The sequence below is a fragment of the Paenibacillus farraposensis genome, from assembly GCF_020736845.1.
In the GTDB taxonomy this organism is placed as follows: domain Bacteria; phylum Bacillota; class Bacilli; order Paenibacillales; family Paenibacillaceae; genus Paenibacillus; species Paenibacillus farraposensis.
In genome coordinates, this window is the sequence record NZ_JAFFQR010000064.1 from 349,863 (window position 1) to 366,387 (window position 16,525).

15 protein-coding genes and 1 other RNA gene are annotated in these 16,525 nt (G+C 47.6%); 3 read left to right on the forward strand and 13 right to left on the reverse strand.

Annotated features, from left to right (window positions below; all coding sequences use genetic code 11):
* Positions 1-73: 73 nt before the first annotated feature.
* Positions 74-733 (reverse strand): TerC family protein, encoded by a 660-nt coding sequence (locus tag JO375_RS11395; RefSeq protein WP_229524579.1) that lies wholly within the window; start codon positions 731-733, stop codon positions 74-76.
* 216 nt (positions 734-949) lie between these two features.
* Here JO375_RS11395 and JO375_RS11400 point away from each other — a divergent pair, with 216 nt between their 5' ends.
* Positions 950-1,654, forward strand: a complete 705-nt coding sequence (locus tag JO375_RS11400) for a TerC family protein (RefSeq protein ID WP_229524580.1) — start codon at positions 950-952, stop codon at positions 1,652-1,654.
* Between the two features lie 77 nt (positions 1,655-1,731).
* Here the strand turns inward: JO375_RS11400 and thiI are convergent, their stop codons facing one another.
* The 6 genes from thiI to JO375_RS11430 form a co-directional block, all read right to left on the reverse strand.
* Positions 1,732-2,958 carry a tRNA uracil 4-sulfurtransferase ThiI gene (gene thiI, locus JO375_RS11405; protein WP_229524581.1) on the reverse strand — a complete coding sequence of 409 codons (1,227 nt, stop codon included), beginning with the start codon at positions 2,956-2,958 and terminating at the stop codon, positions 1,732-1,734.
* Positions 2,959-4,107, reverse strand: a complete 1,149-nt coding sequence (locus JO375_RS11410) for a cysteine desulfurase family protein (protein ID WP_229524582.1) — start codon at positions 4,105-4,107, stop codon at positions 2,959-2,961.
* Between the two features lie 151 nt (positions 4,108-4,258).
* A complete protein-coding gene (locus tag JO375_RS11415; protein ID WP_229524583.1) occupies positions 4,259-4,957 on the reverse strand; it encodes a lytic transglycosylase domain-containing protein in 699 nt (232 codons plus the stop codon).
* A gap of 184 nt (positions 4,958-5,141) precedes the next feature.
* On the reverse strand, positions 5,142-5,537 hold the full coding sequence (locus JO375_RS11420) for a hypothetical protein (protein ID WP_229524584.1): 396 nt from the start codon (positions 5,535-5,537) through the stop codon (positions 5,142-5,144).
* Between the two features lie 44 nt (positions 5,538-5,581).
* A complete protein-coding gene (locus tag JO375_RS11425) occupies positions 5,582-5,809 on the reverse strand; it encodes a DUF1540 domain-containing protein (protein WP_229524585.1) in 228 nt (75 codons plus the stop codon).
* A 182-nt stretch (positions 5,810-5,991) separates the two neighbouring features.
* Positions 5,992-6,498 (reverse strand): YpuI family protein, encoded by a 507-nt coding sequence (locus JO375_RS11430; RefSeq protein WP_229524586.1) that lies wholly within the window; start codon positions 6,496-6,498, stop codon positions 5,992-5,994.
* Positions 6,499-6,684: 186 nt separating this feature from the next.
* Here JO375_RS11430 and JO375_RS11435 point away from each other — a divergent pair, with 186 nt between their 5' ends.
* Positions 6,685-8,565: a S8 family peptidase gene (locus JO375_RS11435; protein WP_229524587.1), complete on the forward strand. Its 1,881-nt coding sequence runs from the start codon at positions 6,685-6,687 to the stop codon at positions 8,563-8,565.
* A gap of 325 nt (positions 8,566-8,890) precedes the next feature.
* Here JO375_RS11435 and JO375_RS11440 read toward each other — a convergent pair whose 3' ends face one another.
* The gene (locus JO375_RS11440) at positions 8,891-10,306 is read right to left on the reverse strand and encodes an aminotransferase-like domain-containing protein (protein ID WP_229524588.1); all 1,416 of its coding nucleotides are present in this window, start codon (positions 10,304-10,306) and stop codon (positions 8,891-8,893) included.
* A gap of 91 nt (positions 10,307-10,397) precedes the next feature.
* Between JO375_RS11440 and JO375_RS11445 the strand changes: the two genes are divergently transcribed.
* The gene (locus JO375_RS11445; RefSeq protein ID WP_229524589.1) at positions 10,398-11,618 is read left to right on the forward strand and encodes an aminotransferase-like domain-containing protein; all 1,221 of its coding nucleotides are present in this window, start codon (positions 10,398-10,400) and stop codon (positions 11,616-11,618) included.
* Between the two features lie 490 nt (positions 11,619-12,108).
* Here the strand turns inward: JO375_RS11445 and rnpB are convergent.
* From rnpB to rpoD, 5 genes are all read right to left on the reverse strand, one after another.
* Positions 12,109-12,506, reverse strand: an RNA gene (gene rnpB, locus JO375_RS11450) — RNase P RNA component class A.
* A 102-nt stretch (positions 12,507-12,608) separates the two neighbouring features.
* Entirely contained in the window at positions 12,609-13,724 is a 1,116-nt protein-coding gene (locus JO375_RS11455) for a Nif3-like dinuclear metal center hexameric protein (protein ID WP_229524590.1), read from the reverse strand.
* On the reverse strand, positions 13,700-14,461 hold the full coding sequence (locus JO375_RS11460) for a tRNA (adenine(22)-N(1))-methyltransferase (protein ID WP_229524788.1): 762 nt from the start codon (positions 14,459-14,461) through the stop codon (positions 13,700-13,702). The genes JO375_RS11455 and JO375_RS11460 overlap by 25 nt, the downstream gene beginning before the upstream one ends.
* A gap of 441 nt (positions 14,462-14,902) precedes the next feature.
* Positions 14,903-15,313, reverse strand: coding sequence for a hypothetical protein (locus JO375_RS11465; RefSeq protein ID WP_229524591.1), 411 nt, complete (start codon positions 15,311-15,313; stop codon positions 14,903-14,905).
* A 71-nt stretch (positions 15,314-15,384) separates the two neighbouring features.
* Complete coding sequence (gene rpoD / locus JO375_RS11470; RefSeq protein ID WP_007431230.1) at positions 15,385-16,518, reverse strand: RNA polymerase sigma factor RpoD; 1,134 nt, start codon at positions 16,516-16,518, stop codon at positions 15,385-15,387.
* Positions 16,519-16,525 lie beyond the last annotated feature (7 nt).

Here is a 16,525-nt window from a genome sequence, read left to right on the forward strand (position 1 = left end):
AAACCGAGCATGTTCTCCGGCATCTGCAAAGCCCTATGTCTAGTTTAGCCGATGTTTTCCGAAAAAACTACGTTCAAATGTGACGGGCTCGCAACTGGCGATATATTCCTGCAATGATAACCACTGCGGCCAACAATTCCGGTAACCAAACATGTATTAACCCATTGGTTCCCGATAACCATGTGCCTAACCTGGAATCACGCAGCAGCATCTCACCCGCCGTATAGGCCAAAATTGCAGATCCGAGCAGTACAAGTATAGGGAAACGGTGAAGCCAGACTGCTATAATGTTGCTGCCCCAGACGACAATTGGAATGCTGATCGCAATGCCGATGATAATAATGGCGATATCGCCATTGGCGAGAGCTGCAATCGCTAACACATTGTCCAGACTCATTACAAAATCCGCTGCCAGGATCACCCGTATTGCTTTCCATATACTGGTTTCGGCTCTTATTCCGACATGATCCTCATTATCATAGAGCAGTTTAAACGCGATCCATAACAAGAGCAGACCGCCTGCCGCTTGAATAAAGGGTACACCCAGCAAAAAGACAGCTGCAAAAGTTAATACACAGCGCAGGCCGACTGCTCCAATCGCCCCCCACCATATCGCTTGGCTTCGCTGTTTTGCAGGCAAATTTTTGCTCGCCATGGCTATAACAACCGCATTATCACCGCTTAACACCAAATTAATCATTAATATTTTGAATAGCAAAATGATATGCTCCATGTGTACAAACACCCCCATCTTATTTGTATGCCAAACAGAACGAGGCTATACTTGTACATTAGGATAAGCATAAGTCATCATTTATTAAAAAATCATATCAAATTTGTTGAGCAAATACCTTGAAATCAATAATGAACAGCAATATAATAAATCGTATTTCCGAAAAACGGATATTAACATAATCAGAACAATGAACTTGGGATACCAATCAGGGAGATGAGGACAATCGATATATCCGGATTACAGTTTTTCTGGCTGCTGCTTAATGTGATATTTATTGACCTTATGCTCGCAGGAGATAATGCGATTGTCATTGGGCTTGCCGCCAGAAAGCTGCCGCCTGAAACGCAAAAAAAAGCGATTATGTACGGTACCGGAGGTGCCCTGCTCATTCGCATAGCAGCTACCATTGTAGTACTTTGGCTCCTTCAAATTCCATGGTTATTACTGATCGGCGGTGTAATGCTTATCTGGATCGCATACAAGCTGCTGGTGGATCAGGATGACCACACCGAAGTCAAAGCCGGAACAACTTTATGGGGTGCTATTCGCACCATTATTATAGCCGATGCTGCCATGGGTCTGGACAACGTGATTGCGGTTGCTGGTGCTGCCCAGCAGCATTTGGTGCTCGTGGTGCTCGGTCTGCTGATCAGCGTGCCGATCGTGGTATGGGGAAGCACTTTATTTATCAAGCTTATTCATAAATTCCCCTGGATTATCTATTTGGGATCAGCTGTGCTTGCATATACGGCGTCGAACATGATTACGGAAGAACGCAGGCTTGCGCCATACTTTACCGAGCATCCTGCGCTGCGTATTCTGTTTATTGCCCTGGTTATGGGTGGTATTTTGCTTACAGGTTATATTCAAAACCGCAGAGCGGTATCCAATCATGAAAAACATGAAAAAGCGGTCTAACCTGATATAATTCCTTCGCTTCTACAATACAAAAAGGCAGACCACCAGATTGCTGAGGGGTCTGCCTTTTTCATGCCTTAGAACCAGTCTTCCTGCACCACTTCCTCCTTGCCGCCCTCCATAGCCCCGCCTGCCTCCAGAACAACCGTTTCGGTTGCAGCCACAGCCTGCTCAATCAAAGTATTCAAATCGCGAATCGAGGCTTCAATCTTTTGCACAACCCACAAATTGGGGTTGGTTGTCGGGGATTTGGGAACAAACAAGGTGCAGCAATCTTCATATGGGAGAATGGATAGATCATAGGTGCCAATTTGCTTCGCAATTTCCGTGATCTCCTGCTTGTCCATCATGACGAGAGGCCTCAGCAAAGGAAGCTCCGTTGAACGGCCAATTACGTTCATGCTGGATAATGTTTGACTGGCCACTTGACCGAGACTGTCACCCGTTACAAGCGCCAGTGCTCCTTCCCGGTCAGCCAGCATCGTTGCAATCCGCAGCATAGACCGCCTCATTAGCGTTATAATCAAATTATCCTGCCCCGTACGTGTAAAGGCCGTCTGCACCTCCGTGAATGGTACAAGATGGATTTTAATTCGTCCTGCGTAGCCGGCCAATACCCTGGCCAAATCAATAACCTTTTCTTTTGCGCGCTCACTCGTAAACGGGTAGCTGTAAAAGTGAACACATTCAATTTCCAGCCCTCTGCGCATGGAAGACCAACCTGCCACAGGACTGTCAATACCACCGGACAGCAGCAGCATAGCCTTACCGTTCGTACCTAGCGGAAAGCCGCCTACAGCCGTAATAATATCGTTAAATATATATGCTGCCTGTTCTCTGACCTCCACACGCAGCTCAATATCCGGTTGATGAACATCGACCTTTAACGCCGGAAATTCCCGCAAAATGGGGGAGCCAATGAGATGATTCAGCTCTTGAGAAGAATGGGCAAATTCCTTCCACACTCGCCGGGCATTCACCTTGAACGTTGTTCCCTCGGCCGCATTCAGCTCACGCATCAAGGCCACAGCGGTCTTAATGATTGCATCAAGCTGGACCGGAGCCATCTTAACAGGACTGATCGTGGTGATCCCAAACACTTTTTTCAACACTTCAATGATCTGCTCATAGGGCTCTTCTCCGAGAACGACATAAATTCGCCCGAATTCCTTTTTCAAGGAAGCTCCAGGAAACGGCTTGAGCAGCAGCTTCACATGGTTCAATACCGCCTTTTCAAAACGGGTGCGATTTTTCCCTTTTAATGTAAATTCACCAAAGCGAAGCAATAGCATATCATAATGCATTTAACGTTTCCACCTTTCAAGGGATTCCAACTTTGCTACTGCCTGCCGCAGCGCAGCGATAAGATCACCGATATCCTGCTCTGAATGTTGGTCTCCAAAGCTGATCCGAATGCCGCCGGATGCCTCCGCCTCAGTACATCCCATTGCCAGCAGTACGCGGCTGGGCTCCGCCAATTTCGAAGAACAAGCCGATTTGGTTGATACCGCCACACCCAATTGCTCCAGCGTATGCAGCAGCACCTCAGCCTTCATGCCCGGATACGAAAAGTGAACAATATGCGGCGCCTCCTCCCCGCTGTTGAGCCGCAGTTGCGGGATCGTTTTCACTTCTGCCATCACCCGATCTCTCCACTCGATCATACGCCGTGCTGTCTCTGCCTGCCGTTCGCCCGCCAGCCGTATCGCCTTGGACATGCCAACAAGCAGCGGCACATTTTCCGTACCTGCACGAAAACCATGCTCCTGAGAACCTCCACTCAGCAGCGGAAAAAGCTTCACGCCTTCACGAACGAACAGTAGCCCGGCACCTTTAGGTCCTCGCAGCTTATGCGCAGAGAGACTGTACAAATCAGCCTGCCAGCCCCGGATATCAACCGGCAGCTTTCCATAACCCTGTACACCGTCGACATGAAATAATACACGCGGGAACTGTTTCTTTAGTGCCGTCCCGATCTCATACAACGGCTGTACTCTTCCTGTCTCATTATTGACATGCATGATACTGACTAAAATCGTATCTTTACGTACGGCAGAACATACCTGTTCGGCACTTACATGCCCTTGCGCATCCACGGGCAACAACGTAACTTCAAAACCCTGTTCTGCCAACTGCTTGCATGTCTCATATACAGACGGGTGTTCTGTTGATACTGTAACGATATGTTTGCCTCTGGCCTGATATTGAAGAGCCGCTCCCTTAATAGCCAGATTATTGCTTTCTGTTGCCCCGGAGGTAAATACAATCTCCGCAGGCTGTACTCCCAAAGCCGCAGCGCATACCTCCCGCGAACGCTTAAGCAGCTTATCCGCATCCTCTCCATAACGATGCATGGAAGATGGATTACCATAATGGAGCCTCATGACCTCGGCAATGGTCGTAATCACCTCTTCAAAAGGCGGAGTTGTTGCGGCGTAATCAAAATATTTCATAAAACTTCCCTTCCTGTTCTATAACCGCTGCAACAAAAAAAGACCAAAACAAGGAAAGGCCGCTCCAATTCGGCGACCCCTTTCCCCATATTGATCCTGTCTACAGACCTGATCTACTTAAAATTCCACACCATTTTATAAGCTGGAGGGCTTACATCGTATATTTTTCACGTGCATTCTGAATTTTGGCAATATACTTTTGTGTTTCCAGCGGAAGCTTGTCGAGTACAGCCATCAATTGCTCATCACTGCTTACACCAAGACGCTGCACCCGTCCTGGGCCTGCATTATATGCCGCCAGCGCCATATTTTCCTGTCCGTTAAACCGTTTGATCTGGTAAGACAAATACCGAACGCCTGCATCAATATTTTGTGCAGGATCATACGGGTCGCTGACTCCCAAACCTTGGGCGGTAGCATCCATAAGCTGCATAAGCCCCTTGGCTCCAGCCGAAGAAGTGACCATCGGATTAAATGAAGATTCTGTTTCGATAACTGCTTTAATCAAAGCTGCCGGTACACCGTACTTTTGGCTGGCCTCGTTGATCAAATCATCATACGCTGTAGGCTTTGTAGCTCCGTCGGTTGCTGTACCGGAAGAAGCAGGATACACTGCCAAGGGGGAAGCTGTTCCCTTCGAAGGTCCCAATTGAAGCCAAAGCAACCCATTTTCATCTCGGGTAACATCGTTTGAATAAACGCGAGTCGCAGCATCATCTGTCTCCAACTGGCCTGCTTGCGCCAGCAATCCGGAAAAAGCGTCTGTCGTGCTGGTTTGTGTCGTTGCGTTCATATTGTTTAACAGCTGCATGTCTAGCAAGGATTTGGACACGCGCGGATCAATTTGCATGTGGTATTCCCAACTTTCTGTAGTTGTTATATCCCAAATAGCTTGTCTTTACTGCTAATGATACAACTTTTTTCTATGTACTGCCATACTTTTTAACGAAAAAAAGCTCCCTACTTGTCGAAAAGACAGGGGAGCTTTATCATTACCGCAATAGTTAGACGCAATTTGCAGCACCGTTACAGGGTTAACGAACAAACGGGATAAAAGCAAAATAACTCAATGTGGCTAGCGCACCAAGTCCGATTGACCAAATGCCTGTCGTTTTGCTGCCATTCATATAAGCAAAAAAACCTAAAACTGCAGCGATTGGTCCCAGCACAATCGACCACATGAACAGAGCGGCAATTCCTGCAGCTAGCCCAACATAGCCGGCAATTCGGCCGCTGTTATTGACCACCCGCTGTTCCCCCTTGTCTTCATTGCGGGTTACAGTAGGCGAGACGGGAGCTACCTCTGCCGCAAATTCTTCACGGTGATGACGACGCTTGGCAGAGCGTTCATGAATATGACGCGGGTAATCTACTCGTTCACGGCGGACATGTTCTTCACTTTGATGCTTGTCGGTTTCATGCTCATCCATAATACACTGCACCTCCAAAAACGTATGATTTGCGTTATGAATTTTTACAAAGACTTCGGCTTAAAGGTGTGACAACAGGTGCCCGCAGACGAAGCAGCTTGATCACGTTCTTCTGAGCTAAAGCTTTCTCCCGCATATTCTTCCTTAAACTTCTTTTCGGCATGCCCATCCACTTCAATCATGATTAAATCCGCTTTGCAAAAATTGTTTGCTCCCCAATAATGGCAATTGGATACGCTGCATTTTACTATTGGCTTGGCCTCTTGGCTCATGATCATCACCTCGGATTCATTTTCCCCCTACTTCCCTGCCCCTATGCGCATATGTCAAATGGCATTTGGTGACATACGAAAAAACCGTTTTCTTGGCCTCCCCCAAGCTGGCAGGAAGAAGTAGAAAACGGCTTGCTTGTCTTGTTTTAGTTTTGGTTTAAAAACGATCCGTATAATCACGCCTAGGCATGAGTACGGCGAGTCTGCATGCGGCGCTGGGTCAAATAATCACTTTCATAATAAGTCAGATCATCACGCAGCTCTTCAAAATTTTTCGTAATGTCCATGATCACTTCGCGTGCGGCAGACACCGGCTTTTTACGGAAGCGGATCGCATCTTGTCCCGTATATGCATAGCGTCCATCTTCTGCGTACGATTCATTTTTGGGATAAAAAAAGCTGTTCACGCAGTCATGGTAAACGTTATACAATACCTTTTCCGCAAAATCGACGTCAAAGTTGGCACGACGTAAAGCCACACCCAGCTTTTCATAAGATACTTCGGAAAAAACAAGGATATGGCGGAGATCCGACAAAAAGCCTTTGTAAAAAAGAATGGACTCCTCATTTCCATCCATAGCCAGCTGAGGCAAGGCATGCTCATTGAGGAATGTTTCCACACGTTTCACGGCAGTTTTCAGTCTTGCCTGCGCCGACTCACATAATTTTTGTACGTTTACTGCTGACATCAAGGCAGCTCCCCCTTATTTTGTTGCTTGTTCATTCATTTGGTTACCCGAAAATAGTCCCTTCTAACTGAAAGAGCTGCAATTTTCAGTATTTATCCTACCACAAATAAGCACTGAAAGGTATAAAAACATGCCAACCTCCTCACGCTAACCATAAATTTATAAACACTCAAGGAGGACGGTTCCATGTCTCGGCAAAAATGGTTAAAACCCCTGCTCGGTGCGGGTGCGGCGGTGCTTCTCATCACCTTGATGCTGCCTTCCCGTGATCATCGCCAAACACAGCAGCCCGCATATACAGCCAAAATGGCGCCACAGGAGGAGCAGCAGCTTAAAAAGGGAATGCTGGCTTTGGACGTATCTGCTACAGATTCACTCACCCGCGCGGATGCCAGACAGGATATTCAAAACGTCATGCGGGAACTTCATGGCAAAACCGCTGACCAGAAAAAGAGGTTTACCCAAAAGCTGCAGCAATCGCACAGCCACATTCATACGTTACAGTGGATTCATGGAGCTAACGGGAAAAGTACTACTTATACAGGTAGCAAAGCACAAACCAGTCTGCTGAATCATCCTCAAATCAAAAGCAGCCTAGCTATGGCTCGTCGTTCCGTCATGCAAAATAAATCCTACGAATCCGCTGCTCTGCAGGTGGATGGCGATAAATATTTTGTCATGGCAGAACCATCAACTGACGGAACATACGGCGTTACTGCTCTGGTCAGCCAGCACGTATTGCGTGACGTGGAAAAACATCAGCGCAAGAACCTGCGTTTGGTCCCCTATCCAAAGGAAGGCAGCTATAAAGTCGAATCTGTGCATCCGGACACCCTGCACGATATTACCGTCAAGACAGGTCACGATAACGAAAACGCGAGCCACTATTTTGAAAATGAAATCGTCGTTCGCTTTCGCCATAATCCCGATCAACGCCAGCTGCGTGAAATTGCAAGGGATTTGCACAGTGAGCCTGGCCGCAAGCTCGGCTATACTTATGTGTTTCATTCAGATAACATGAGCTTCAAGGAGCTAAAACAATACTTTTCAAGTAAATGGAATCCGCTTTATACAGAACCTCACTATATGTATTTAACCAATGAAACGAAGCTATTAAAACCAGATGGAAACATTCCGAATGATTTGCTCTTTTCTCGGTATCAATGGAATCTGCCAGCCACCGAGACCAACCGGGGTTGGGGATTAGGCAAAGGCAGCAAGAATGTAGTTGTTGCCGTCGTGGACACAGGAGTGGATCTGGATCATCCCGATCTAAAAGGGCAAATTCTTTCGGGACATAACGTCGTCAAACCATCTGAAAAGCCCTATGATGATGTAGGCCACGGAACGCATGTCGCCGGAATCATTTCTGCACTCGTGAATAATGGTGAGGGGGTCGCTGGCATGACGTGGTACAACAAGGTCATGCCGGTCAAAGTACTAGACCAATCCGGCTCCGGTACGACCTATTCTGTTGCAGAAGGCATTATATGGGCGGCCGATCACGGAGCCAAGGTCATCAATTTGAGCCTGGGCAATTACGCACAAGCTGAATTTTTGCATGATGCGATCAAATATGCCTATGACAAAGACGTCGTATTGGTTGCAGCCACAGGCAATGATAATACGGAACGCCCCGGTTATCCAGCAGCCTATCCTGAAGTGTTTGCCGTCTCGGCTACAGATTCTTCCATGCACCGTGCCTCATTTTCCAACTATGGGGATTATGTGGACGTTATGGCTCCGGGCGCAAGCATAGCCAGTACGTATCCAGGGAATCGGTATGCTGCCCTTTCAGGTACTTCGATGGCCAGCCCGCATGTCTCCGCGCTCGCTGCCCTGGTTCGGTCTGTCAACCCCGATCTAACCAATAAAGAGGTCATGGATTTGATGAGAAGCAACGTGATCGATTTGGGTGCGCCAGGACATGACAAATATTTCGGATATGGTCAAATTGATGTATATAAAACGTTAAAAGCTGCACGACGCCCATACGTACCTTTACAATTGTACCCTCAGCATCTGAGCGATAAATTAAAATCCATTTTGAAGAAGCTAAGCTTATAGCCGTTCTTTTTGGATAAAAAGCAGCCATGCATGCTTCATGGCTGCTTTTTTAGGAATTCTTAACGCTTGGCACTTTTACGGACAGGGCGCTTGCCATGGCTCATAGTATGGCAGCATGGGTCTCCAGGGTCCCTTACAGTCACAGGAAATACGTGGTGTGGTACAGGTATAATGTGTGTCTGATTCACAATTTCAATTGGATGAACCACAGGCACAACTTGGGGGTAAAATTGATGATTTATAATTCTTTTCGGTGGGCACACGATCGGGTCGTAAGAGCAATGACTCATAATTGCAACTCCTTTCGATGAATTAGTACAGCATATTAAGAAGGAATGCCCTGTGCTTGGATTTTTAACCCCCAATACAAATATCCCTTATAAAATAGGTTTCCGCTCCACGACGACCGAATGATCAAGCTGATATGATTACTGTCCATACCACCTGCATAGCACACCGCACCCGGTAAAAAAGAAATACCTTCGCGGTCGGCCAAGCGCTCCAATTCCGCAATATCAACAATAGATGGAAGCTTAATCCATATATTGAGACCACCCTCGGGAGTATACCAGGAGACCTCTGGAGGAGCATTGCGACGGAGTGTATGCAAGGCCAAGGCCAGGCGGTCCCGCATCTGATCACGCAACCGGTCAAGATGGTGATCAAGCCTGTGGCTGATGAAGGGCAGCAGTGCCCTTTGCGTTAACAGCGGACTCCCCAAATCCGTAGTTGACTTGGCCGCTACCAGGCGGTCCAGCACACTGCCAGTAGCTGCTACACAAGCTATACGGCAGCCAGGAGCGACGGTTTTGCTAAAGCTTTTGATATATACCACATGTCCGGACTGATCATGGTCCTTAATGGAAATCGGCGGCTTTGTTTTATAGTACAGCTCGGAAAATGGATCATCCTCAACAATCAGACAATGGTAGCTTTGAGCTAAATCCAGCAATTTCGTACGTCTGACCGTCGGTAAAGTTACCCCGGTAGGATTATGGAAGGTAGGAATGGTATAAATAAGCTTTGGAGGATGGGTGTCACAAAGGCGTGTCAGGATATCGAGCTTCATGCCCTGCTCATCCATCGGGATCATAATGACTTTGGCACCACGACTTGTAAACACATCAATGGCTCCAGTGTAGGTAGGTGCCTCCATATAAACAACATCGCCAGCGCCAACAAACGTACGCGCCACCAGGTCAATCCCTTGTTGGGCGCCTCTGGTCACAAGCAGTTGTTCTGCTCCAGACCGGATACCACGTTCATTCAGGTGTGCAGCAAACACTTCCCTCAGTTCCAAATCGCCCTTGAACGCACCATACACAGCCATTGCGTCAGGATTTTCAGAGGTTAAACGCCGGGTATCTGCTATAATTTCGCGTGTAGGAAGAAGTCCAGGCTGAATAGCCGCGATATGAAAAGAATAAGGGACCTGTCGGCTATGGTTGAAATTTCTCCATAATTGGGCACGCGTCAAATAATCGATCAGAGACATTTGCCATGACAAATCCAGCGCTCCCTCGCGTGTCACTGCTTCAGAAGGCTCCCTACACCCTTTTCCCTGCGTACATGTAACCAGATTATTCGATTCCAGCTCTGCATATGCTTTGCTTACAGTTACAGGGCTCACCGGAAGCAAAGTGGACAAATGGCGGACAGAGGGAAGCTTTGTCCCCTGGGGAAGCAGCCCCGACTGGATGCGGTCCACCAATGTTTTGGCAATCTGTAAATAAAAAATCAACTGTTATATTCAGACGTTTACTGTTATACTTCATTATCGTTATAATACAACAAATTTCATAGTACAGTATAGAACACAGGAGATGATTGGATTGGAATACAAATTTTCGACTATAGCTCGTACTCAGGACTCGTCCACTGTAAGGGAAATTTTAAAGCTGACACAGGGAACTGGCGTGTTATCCCTGGCAGGTGGCCTGCCGGCCGATGCCTTTTTCCCTGTTGAAGCCGTTGCCAAAGCCTATGAGCAGGTATTCCGCCTCGGCGGTACGACCGTGCTTCAATACGGCCTAACCGAGGGATATATTCCTCTACGGGAGCGTCTTACAGCAATGATGGCATCCCAAGGCATCTCCGTCACCCGAGATAACATCATCATGACGACAGGCTCACAGCAAACCATTGATCTGGTTTCACGCGTGCTGCTCGATCCGCAGAACACCGTATTGGTGGAGTCTCCTACTTATTTGGCAGCTTTGCAGGTATTCAAGTCCTATGACGCCAACATTGTAAGTGTAAATACAGACACCAGCGGTATGCAATTGGATGATCTTGAAGCCAAGCTTAAAGAACATCAGCCTAAATTCGTGTATGTCATCCCCACCTTCTCCAACCCTGCGGGGGGTGTATGGAGCATGGAGCGGAGAACAGGCGTCGTTGAACTGTGCCGTAAATACGGGGTTCTGATTTTTGAGGATGATCCTTACGGCCGTCTCAAATTTGACGAAAACCTTAACTTCCCCTCCCTCTTCTCCATTGATCAGCAGCAAGGCGGGGACGGTCATGTCATGTACACCTCCACGTTCTCCAAAACCGTTGCTCCAGGTGTGCGTTCGGGCTGGCTGGTTGCCAATCAAACCATTGTCCGTAAAGTCGCGAACGCCAAGCAATCTGCCGATTTGCACTCTAGCAGCATTGATCAACGTGCTTTAAGCGAGCTTTTGGACTTCTTTGATTTGGACGGTCATATTCGCACCGTATCTACCGAGTATCATGCCCGCATGCTGCGTCTCACATCGCTGATGAAGGAACGCCAATGGGAAGGCATTTCGTGGAACGAGGCACTTGGCGGCATGTTTATGTGGGTCACTTTACCCGAAGGCTTCCGTTCCAATCAATTATTGGAGCTGGCCATTCAGGAGGGCGTTGCATTTGTGCCTGGGCAAGTATTTTATGCGGATCTGAGCGGCAGCAACCATATGCGGATCAACTTTACGCATACCGATCCTTCTCTGCTTCCTGAAGCGGTTGAACGCCTGGATCGAGCTTTGAAGAAGTATGCTGAGGAAAGTTTGGTAAAAAGCGTGCGCTGAGGAAGTTGGCACAGTGAGGCCGCTTCGCGAATCATTTGATCTTACAGTCGCTGTTGCCCCCGGATTCCTAGTTGTATAAATTCCGACAAAGACCGGAATCCGAGGGCAAAGGCGAACGCTTTCGCTTCTCCAGATTCAAGTGCTCCGCTACGCTGACTGCGTGCTTCATCCCCACACGTTTTTACATTAGAGGAAATGAATAGATGGAAAAACGACAAACGCCCCGCATGATTATCGGGGCTTTATTCTTCTTTAGCAAAGAACAAACAAAATAAATTTAACACTATAAAAATGCACTCTTGCTGCGTAAATCAGCATGCAAAAAAGGATGAATTATGTCTCCAACACAGGAGCATGATCTCACCCTTTTCTTCAATAAATATATTTAGAAAATACAGTTAAATTATTACTTGAACTATAATTTAAATTACAGTTCATTCATGCAAACAGTTATTTACAGGTTAAATGGATGCTTTTAAAATGTTGCAGTGGGGAAAGTTTTCCATAAGCCGGGTTCTGTGCTATCGTGGTACAGACGGGAACTACCCTCCCACTACAAGCGACAATCATCTATCTAGGCCGAATATTGCTATCCGGCTCCAGCGACCAACCTAGACACACCTCGGGCTAAGGCTGCTTCGCAAAGAAGCTGTGTCCCATTAGGTCTTGCTCCAGATGGGGTTTACCAGGAACGAAGTCACCAGCGTTCCTCGGGGTCTCTTACACCTCGGTTCCATCCTTGCCTGTGCCGCAAGCGGCCATCGGCGGTCCATTTCTGTGGCACTATCCTTCAACTCGCGCTGACTGGACGTTATCCAGCATCCTGCCCTATGGAGCCCGGACTTTCCTCTCGCGGCTTACGCCGCCAGCGATTGTCTGTCAAACTTTCCGAACAACATTACATAGTATACAGGGAACACGAACACGATACAACCCCCAATTTATTGTAAATTAAGGGGATATTTTTTAAATTTTCATACCGTTGGGGTATTACAAAAATTGAAATGGCTCGGTATCTACTTGGGATACATGTACTTCTGTAGCGTATCGACCTTCTGCCAAACGTTTGCGCATCCATTCCGCCGTTCTAGGCTTCATAATCTTCTCCGCATTATGTCCAGGATCAATAATGGCAATACCGGCCATCAAGGCATCCTGGGCTGTGTGATAATCGATATCCCCGGTGACTAATACGTCAGCCCCTTTAAATAGTGACTTGTTCACATATCGGCTACCCGAGCCTCCGAGCACAGCTGCTTTTTTGATCATACGATTCAAGTCGCCTACCACGCGCACATGCTCAACATTGAGACCGCTTTTCACATCATCTGCAAACTCGCGCAAGGTGCGGGCTTCCTTAAGCTTGCCTACCCGTCCCAAGCCAAAGGCACGGCCCTGCAAATCCATATGATAAAGATCATAAGCCACCTCTTCATACGGATGAGCTTTTAGCATCGCTTGCACGACTTTATTGCGTGCCCCCTGTGGCACAACAGTCTCAATGCGAACCTCTTCACTGCGTTCCATTTTACCCGGCTCACCCAAAAATGGCTGTGTACCTTCACCCGGCAAGAAGGTTCCAACCCCGTCAACGTTAAAGCTGCAATGACTGTAATTGCCGATATGTCCGGCTCCGCCACCCAACACAGCATCCAATACCTTTTGGTGATGTGTTTTCGGAACGAAAACGACCAGCTTGAATAGCTGTTCTGTGTGAACATCCTCCAGTGTGCCTTCACTCTGAATGCCCAATGCTTCCGCCATCCAGTCGTTCATGCCATCCTCTGCCGTATCCAGATTCGTATGGCTGATATAAACGGCAATATCATGCTTGATCAGCTTTTCATACAATTTGCCCGCAGGCTGATCTGTATTCAAAGCTTTAAGCGGACGGAATATAATAGCATGATGCGCAATAATCAGGTCAGCCTTTACGCGGATCGCCTCTTCGACAACCTCATCGTTAACATCCAGAGCAATCAATATGCTTTTGATTTCCTTCTGCAGGCTGCCGAGCTGAAGCCCGATTCTGTCGTCTGGAACTGCCAAGTATTTGGGAGCCAGCTGCTCCATATAGCTAATTACAGTTTGTCCTTTGGCAAACATGCAAGTACCTCCTCCAGTTGTTCAATTTGTTTACGCAGTTGCTCCTGCTTATGCTGTGCAGCTTCCAGCTCCGACCGCGATACTTGAGCCAGTACAGCCTGGAGCTTCCGAATTTCCAGTTGCCATTTCCTGAAAAAAATTTCATTCGGCTTGTTGACCAGCAGCGGCCCGAGCTGCATCAGCCAATCTCGATTCAATACCAACGTGCTGCCAGGAAGCCGCAATGGCCGATACAGCTCGTCCTGCTTCAAATCGCTTGCCGAGGCGGGAACCGCGGTTAAAATTTCGTATATTTTCCCGTCCTCTTCCATAATATGCTCATCGATTAATACCCATTGCTGCTTCATCAGCCATCTGCGTAAAATATCCTCGCCTACGTTGGGCTGCAAAACAAGCTGCTTCACCGAAGCAAGCTTGTCTTTTCCCTGTTCCAATATCGAAGTGATCAAGGCACCGCCCATGCCGGCTATCGTAATAACGTCCACCTCGTGGGCCTTGATTACCGCCAAACCGTCTCCTTTTCGAACCATAATACGGTCAGTAAGACCGGCTTCAGCCACCTGCTTTTGAGCTGCACGCAACGGCCCATCATTGACCTCACCTGCCACAGCTTGCGGCACCCTGCCACTGCGCACGGCAGCTACGGGAAGTAGCCCGTGATCTGAACCAATATCTGCAAGTCTGCTCCCGGCAGGAATTTGTTCCATAATATATTGTAATCGTTGCGAAAGTTTCATGACGTCACCCACGTAATCCATTTTTTTCGAGTCCAAAATAAAATTCCATTTACAACAGCAAGTTTCAGTACTACCGTAAAAAACTATATCCCCCGCCGCCTGATGGCGCAGAATGGACATGACCGCTTCAGCCATAAAAGCCAGTGTCATTCCGATCGAAAAATAAACCAAGGCCAGATGCGGAAAACGGCGATGCACCCACCAGCTTGAACCTACCAGCAATACCGCGTGCAAAATCCAAAATGCCTCAAGCATCATAAGAGTAGCCGTAGGCCAATAGCCATTGATAAGCACCGCATACACTAAAATTAACCCGGCAAGTCCGCAGTAATGCAGCAAACTGATCTGCAAGGTTAATCCCGCAATACACCATACCAAGCCACACAGACCGACAAGCACAAGAAACCAAAGTTTAGGTTCACCTTGATGAAGCTCAATAATTCACACACCCGAACCAAGCATAATTGCACTGCCAAGTGTGCTTAGCAGGGCACGCATGCTCTTTTTAGAAGAACGCCAAACAGCGGCCAATCCAAAGCACACCACAGTGCCTGCACCTGCCGTGAATATTTGCATTGCCAGCGGAAAAGCGGTAAAATAAAAACCAATCAAACAAATGCAGGAAATAATGACAAAACCAAGAAGCCAAGCAACTCCATGCCGGTGTTTAAGATATGTAAGCAGCCCAGTGCCGTTATGATTTTTGCTCTGTAACGGGGCTCCATCCTTCCGGTACAGGTTGGACAAAAAATCGCAATATTGTTCTGGGAGCAATCGACTCTGCCGCCAATGCTCAATTTCATGTAACAGTATTGCCCGTTTTTTCTCTTGGTCCGAGCTTTTGCGCTCCACTTAGACTGCAATGGGATAAAAAAAGACCCCCTGCGTGCTCCAAGCCGCAGAAGGTCCGCAATGTTACGCTTCTATTCGAGAAAATCCTTCAGTCGCTTGCTGCGGCTTGGATGGCGCAGCTTACGCAGCGCTTTGGCCTCAATCTGACGAATGCGTTCACGTGTAACACCGAATACTTTGCCTACTTCTTCAAGTGTTCTGGTTCTTCCATCGTCCAAACCAAAACGAAGACGCAGAACGTTTTCCTCCCGTTCGGTCAATGTATCCAGTACGTCCTCAAGTTGTTCCTTTAGAAGCTCATAGGCAGCCGCATCGGCAGGCGCCAGCGCTTCCTGATCCTCAATGAAATCCCCCAAATGAGAGTCATCCTCTTCACCAATCGGTGTCTCCAATGATACAGGCTCTTGGGCAATTTTCATAATCTCCCGTACTTTTTCCACGCTAAGCTCCATCTCGGCAGCCACTTCCTCAGGCGTAGGTTCACGCCCCAGCTCTTGCAACAGTTGGCGCGATACACGAATCAGCTTGTTGATCGTTTCCACCATATGCACCGGGATACGGATTGTTCTGGCCTGATCGGCTATCGCACGCGTAATGGCCTGACGAATCCACCAGGTTGCATACGTACTGAATTTAAATCCTTTTTCATAATCGAATTTTTCTACAGCCTTAATCAGACCCATATTCCCTTCTTGAATCAGATCCAAGAACAGCATTCCACGACCCACATAACGTTTTGCAATACTTACAACCAGACGCAAGTTTGCTTCTGCCAGCCGACGTTTAGCTTCTTCATCACCGTTATTGATCCGTTTGGCGAGTTCCACCTCATCATCAGCGGAAAGCAGTGGTACCCGACCGATTTCCTTCAAATACATCCGGACCGGATCATTGATTTTAATACCGGGAGGCAGGCTCAGATCGTCATCGAAGTTAAAATCATCCCCATCATTGTTTTCCGGGTCGTCATTTTGACGCAATCTGGTAACTTCTTCGTCGTTGTCATTCACAACCTCAATCCCCAAGTCACCCAACTGCTCATAAAACTCATCCATTTGCTCGGGGTCCTGATCAAACGGCGACAGTTTTTCCATGATATCTTTGTAGTTCAGAGAGGAACTTTTTTTACCCAATTCAATCAGTTGATCTTTGACCTGATCCAGTGTCAGTTCCGTCTCCAGTTCAGTATGCTGATCATTCGCCATCTTTCGA

Coding starts and splice junctions, on each gene's coding strand:
- JO375_RS11435 (WP_229524587.1), top strand. CDS start 6,685: ATGTCTCGGCAAAAATGGTTAAAACCCCTGCTCGGTGCGGGTGCGGCG.
- JO375_RS11395 (WP_229524579.1), bottom strand. CDS start 733: ATGGAGCATATCATTTTGCTATTCAAAATATTAATGATTAATTTGGTG.
- JO375_RS11455 (WP_229524590.1), bottom strand. CDS start 13,724: ATGTTTGCCAAAGGACAAACTGTAATTAGCTATATGGAGCAGCTGGCT.
- JO375_RS11460 (WP_229524788.1), bottom strand. CDS start 14,461: ATGAAACTTTCGCAACGATTACAATATATTATGGAACAAATTCCTGCC.
- JO375_RS11415 (WP_229524583.1), bottom strand. CDS start 4,957: ATGCAAATTGATCCGCGCGTGTCCAAATCCTTGCTAGACATGCAGCTG.
- thiI (WP_229524581.1), bottom strand. CDS start 2,958: ATGCATTATGATATGCTATTGCTTCGCTTTGGTGAATTTACATTAAAA.
- JO375_RS11430 (WP_229524586.1), bottom strand. CDS start 6,498: ATGTCAGCAGTAAACGTACAAAAATTATGTGAGTCGGCGCAGGCAAGA.
- JO375_RS11410 (WP_229524582.1), bottom strand. CDS start 4,107: ATGAAATATTTTGATTACGCCGCAACAACTCCGCCTTTTGAAGAGGTG.
- JO375_RS11420 (WP_229524584.1), bottom strand. CDS start 5,537: ATGGATGAGCATGAAACCGACAAGCATCAAAGTGAAGAACATGTCCGC.
- JO375_RS11400 (WP_229524580.1), top strand. CDS start 950: ATGAGGACAATCGATATATCCGGATTACAGTTTTTCTGGCTGCTGCTT.
- rpoD (WP_007431230.1), bottom strand. CDS start 16,518: ATGGCGAATGATCAGCATACTGAACTGGAGACGGAACTGACACTGGAT.
- JO375_RS11425 (WP_229524585.1), bottom strand. CDS start 5,809: ATGAGCCAAGAGGCCAAGCCAATAGTAAAATGCAGCGTATCCAATTGC.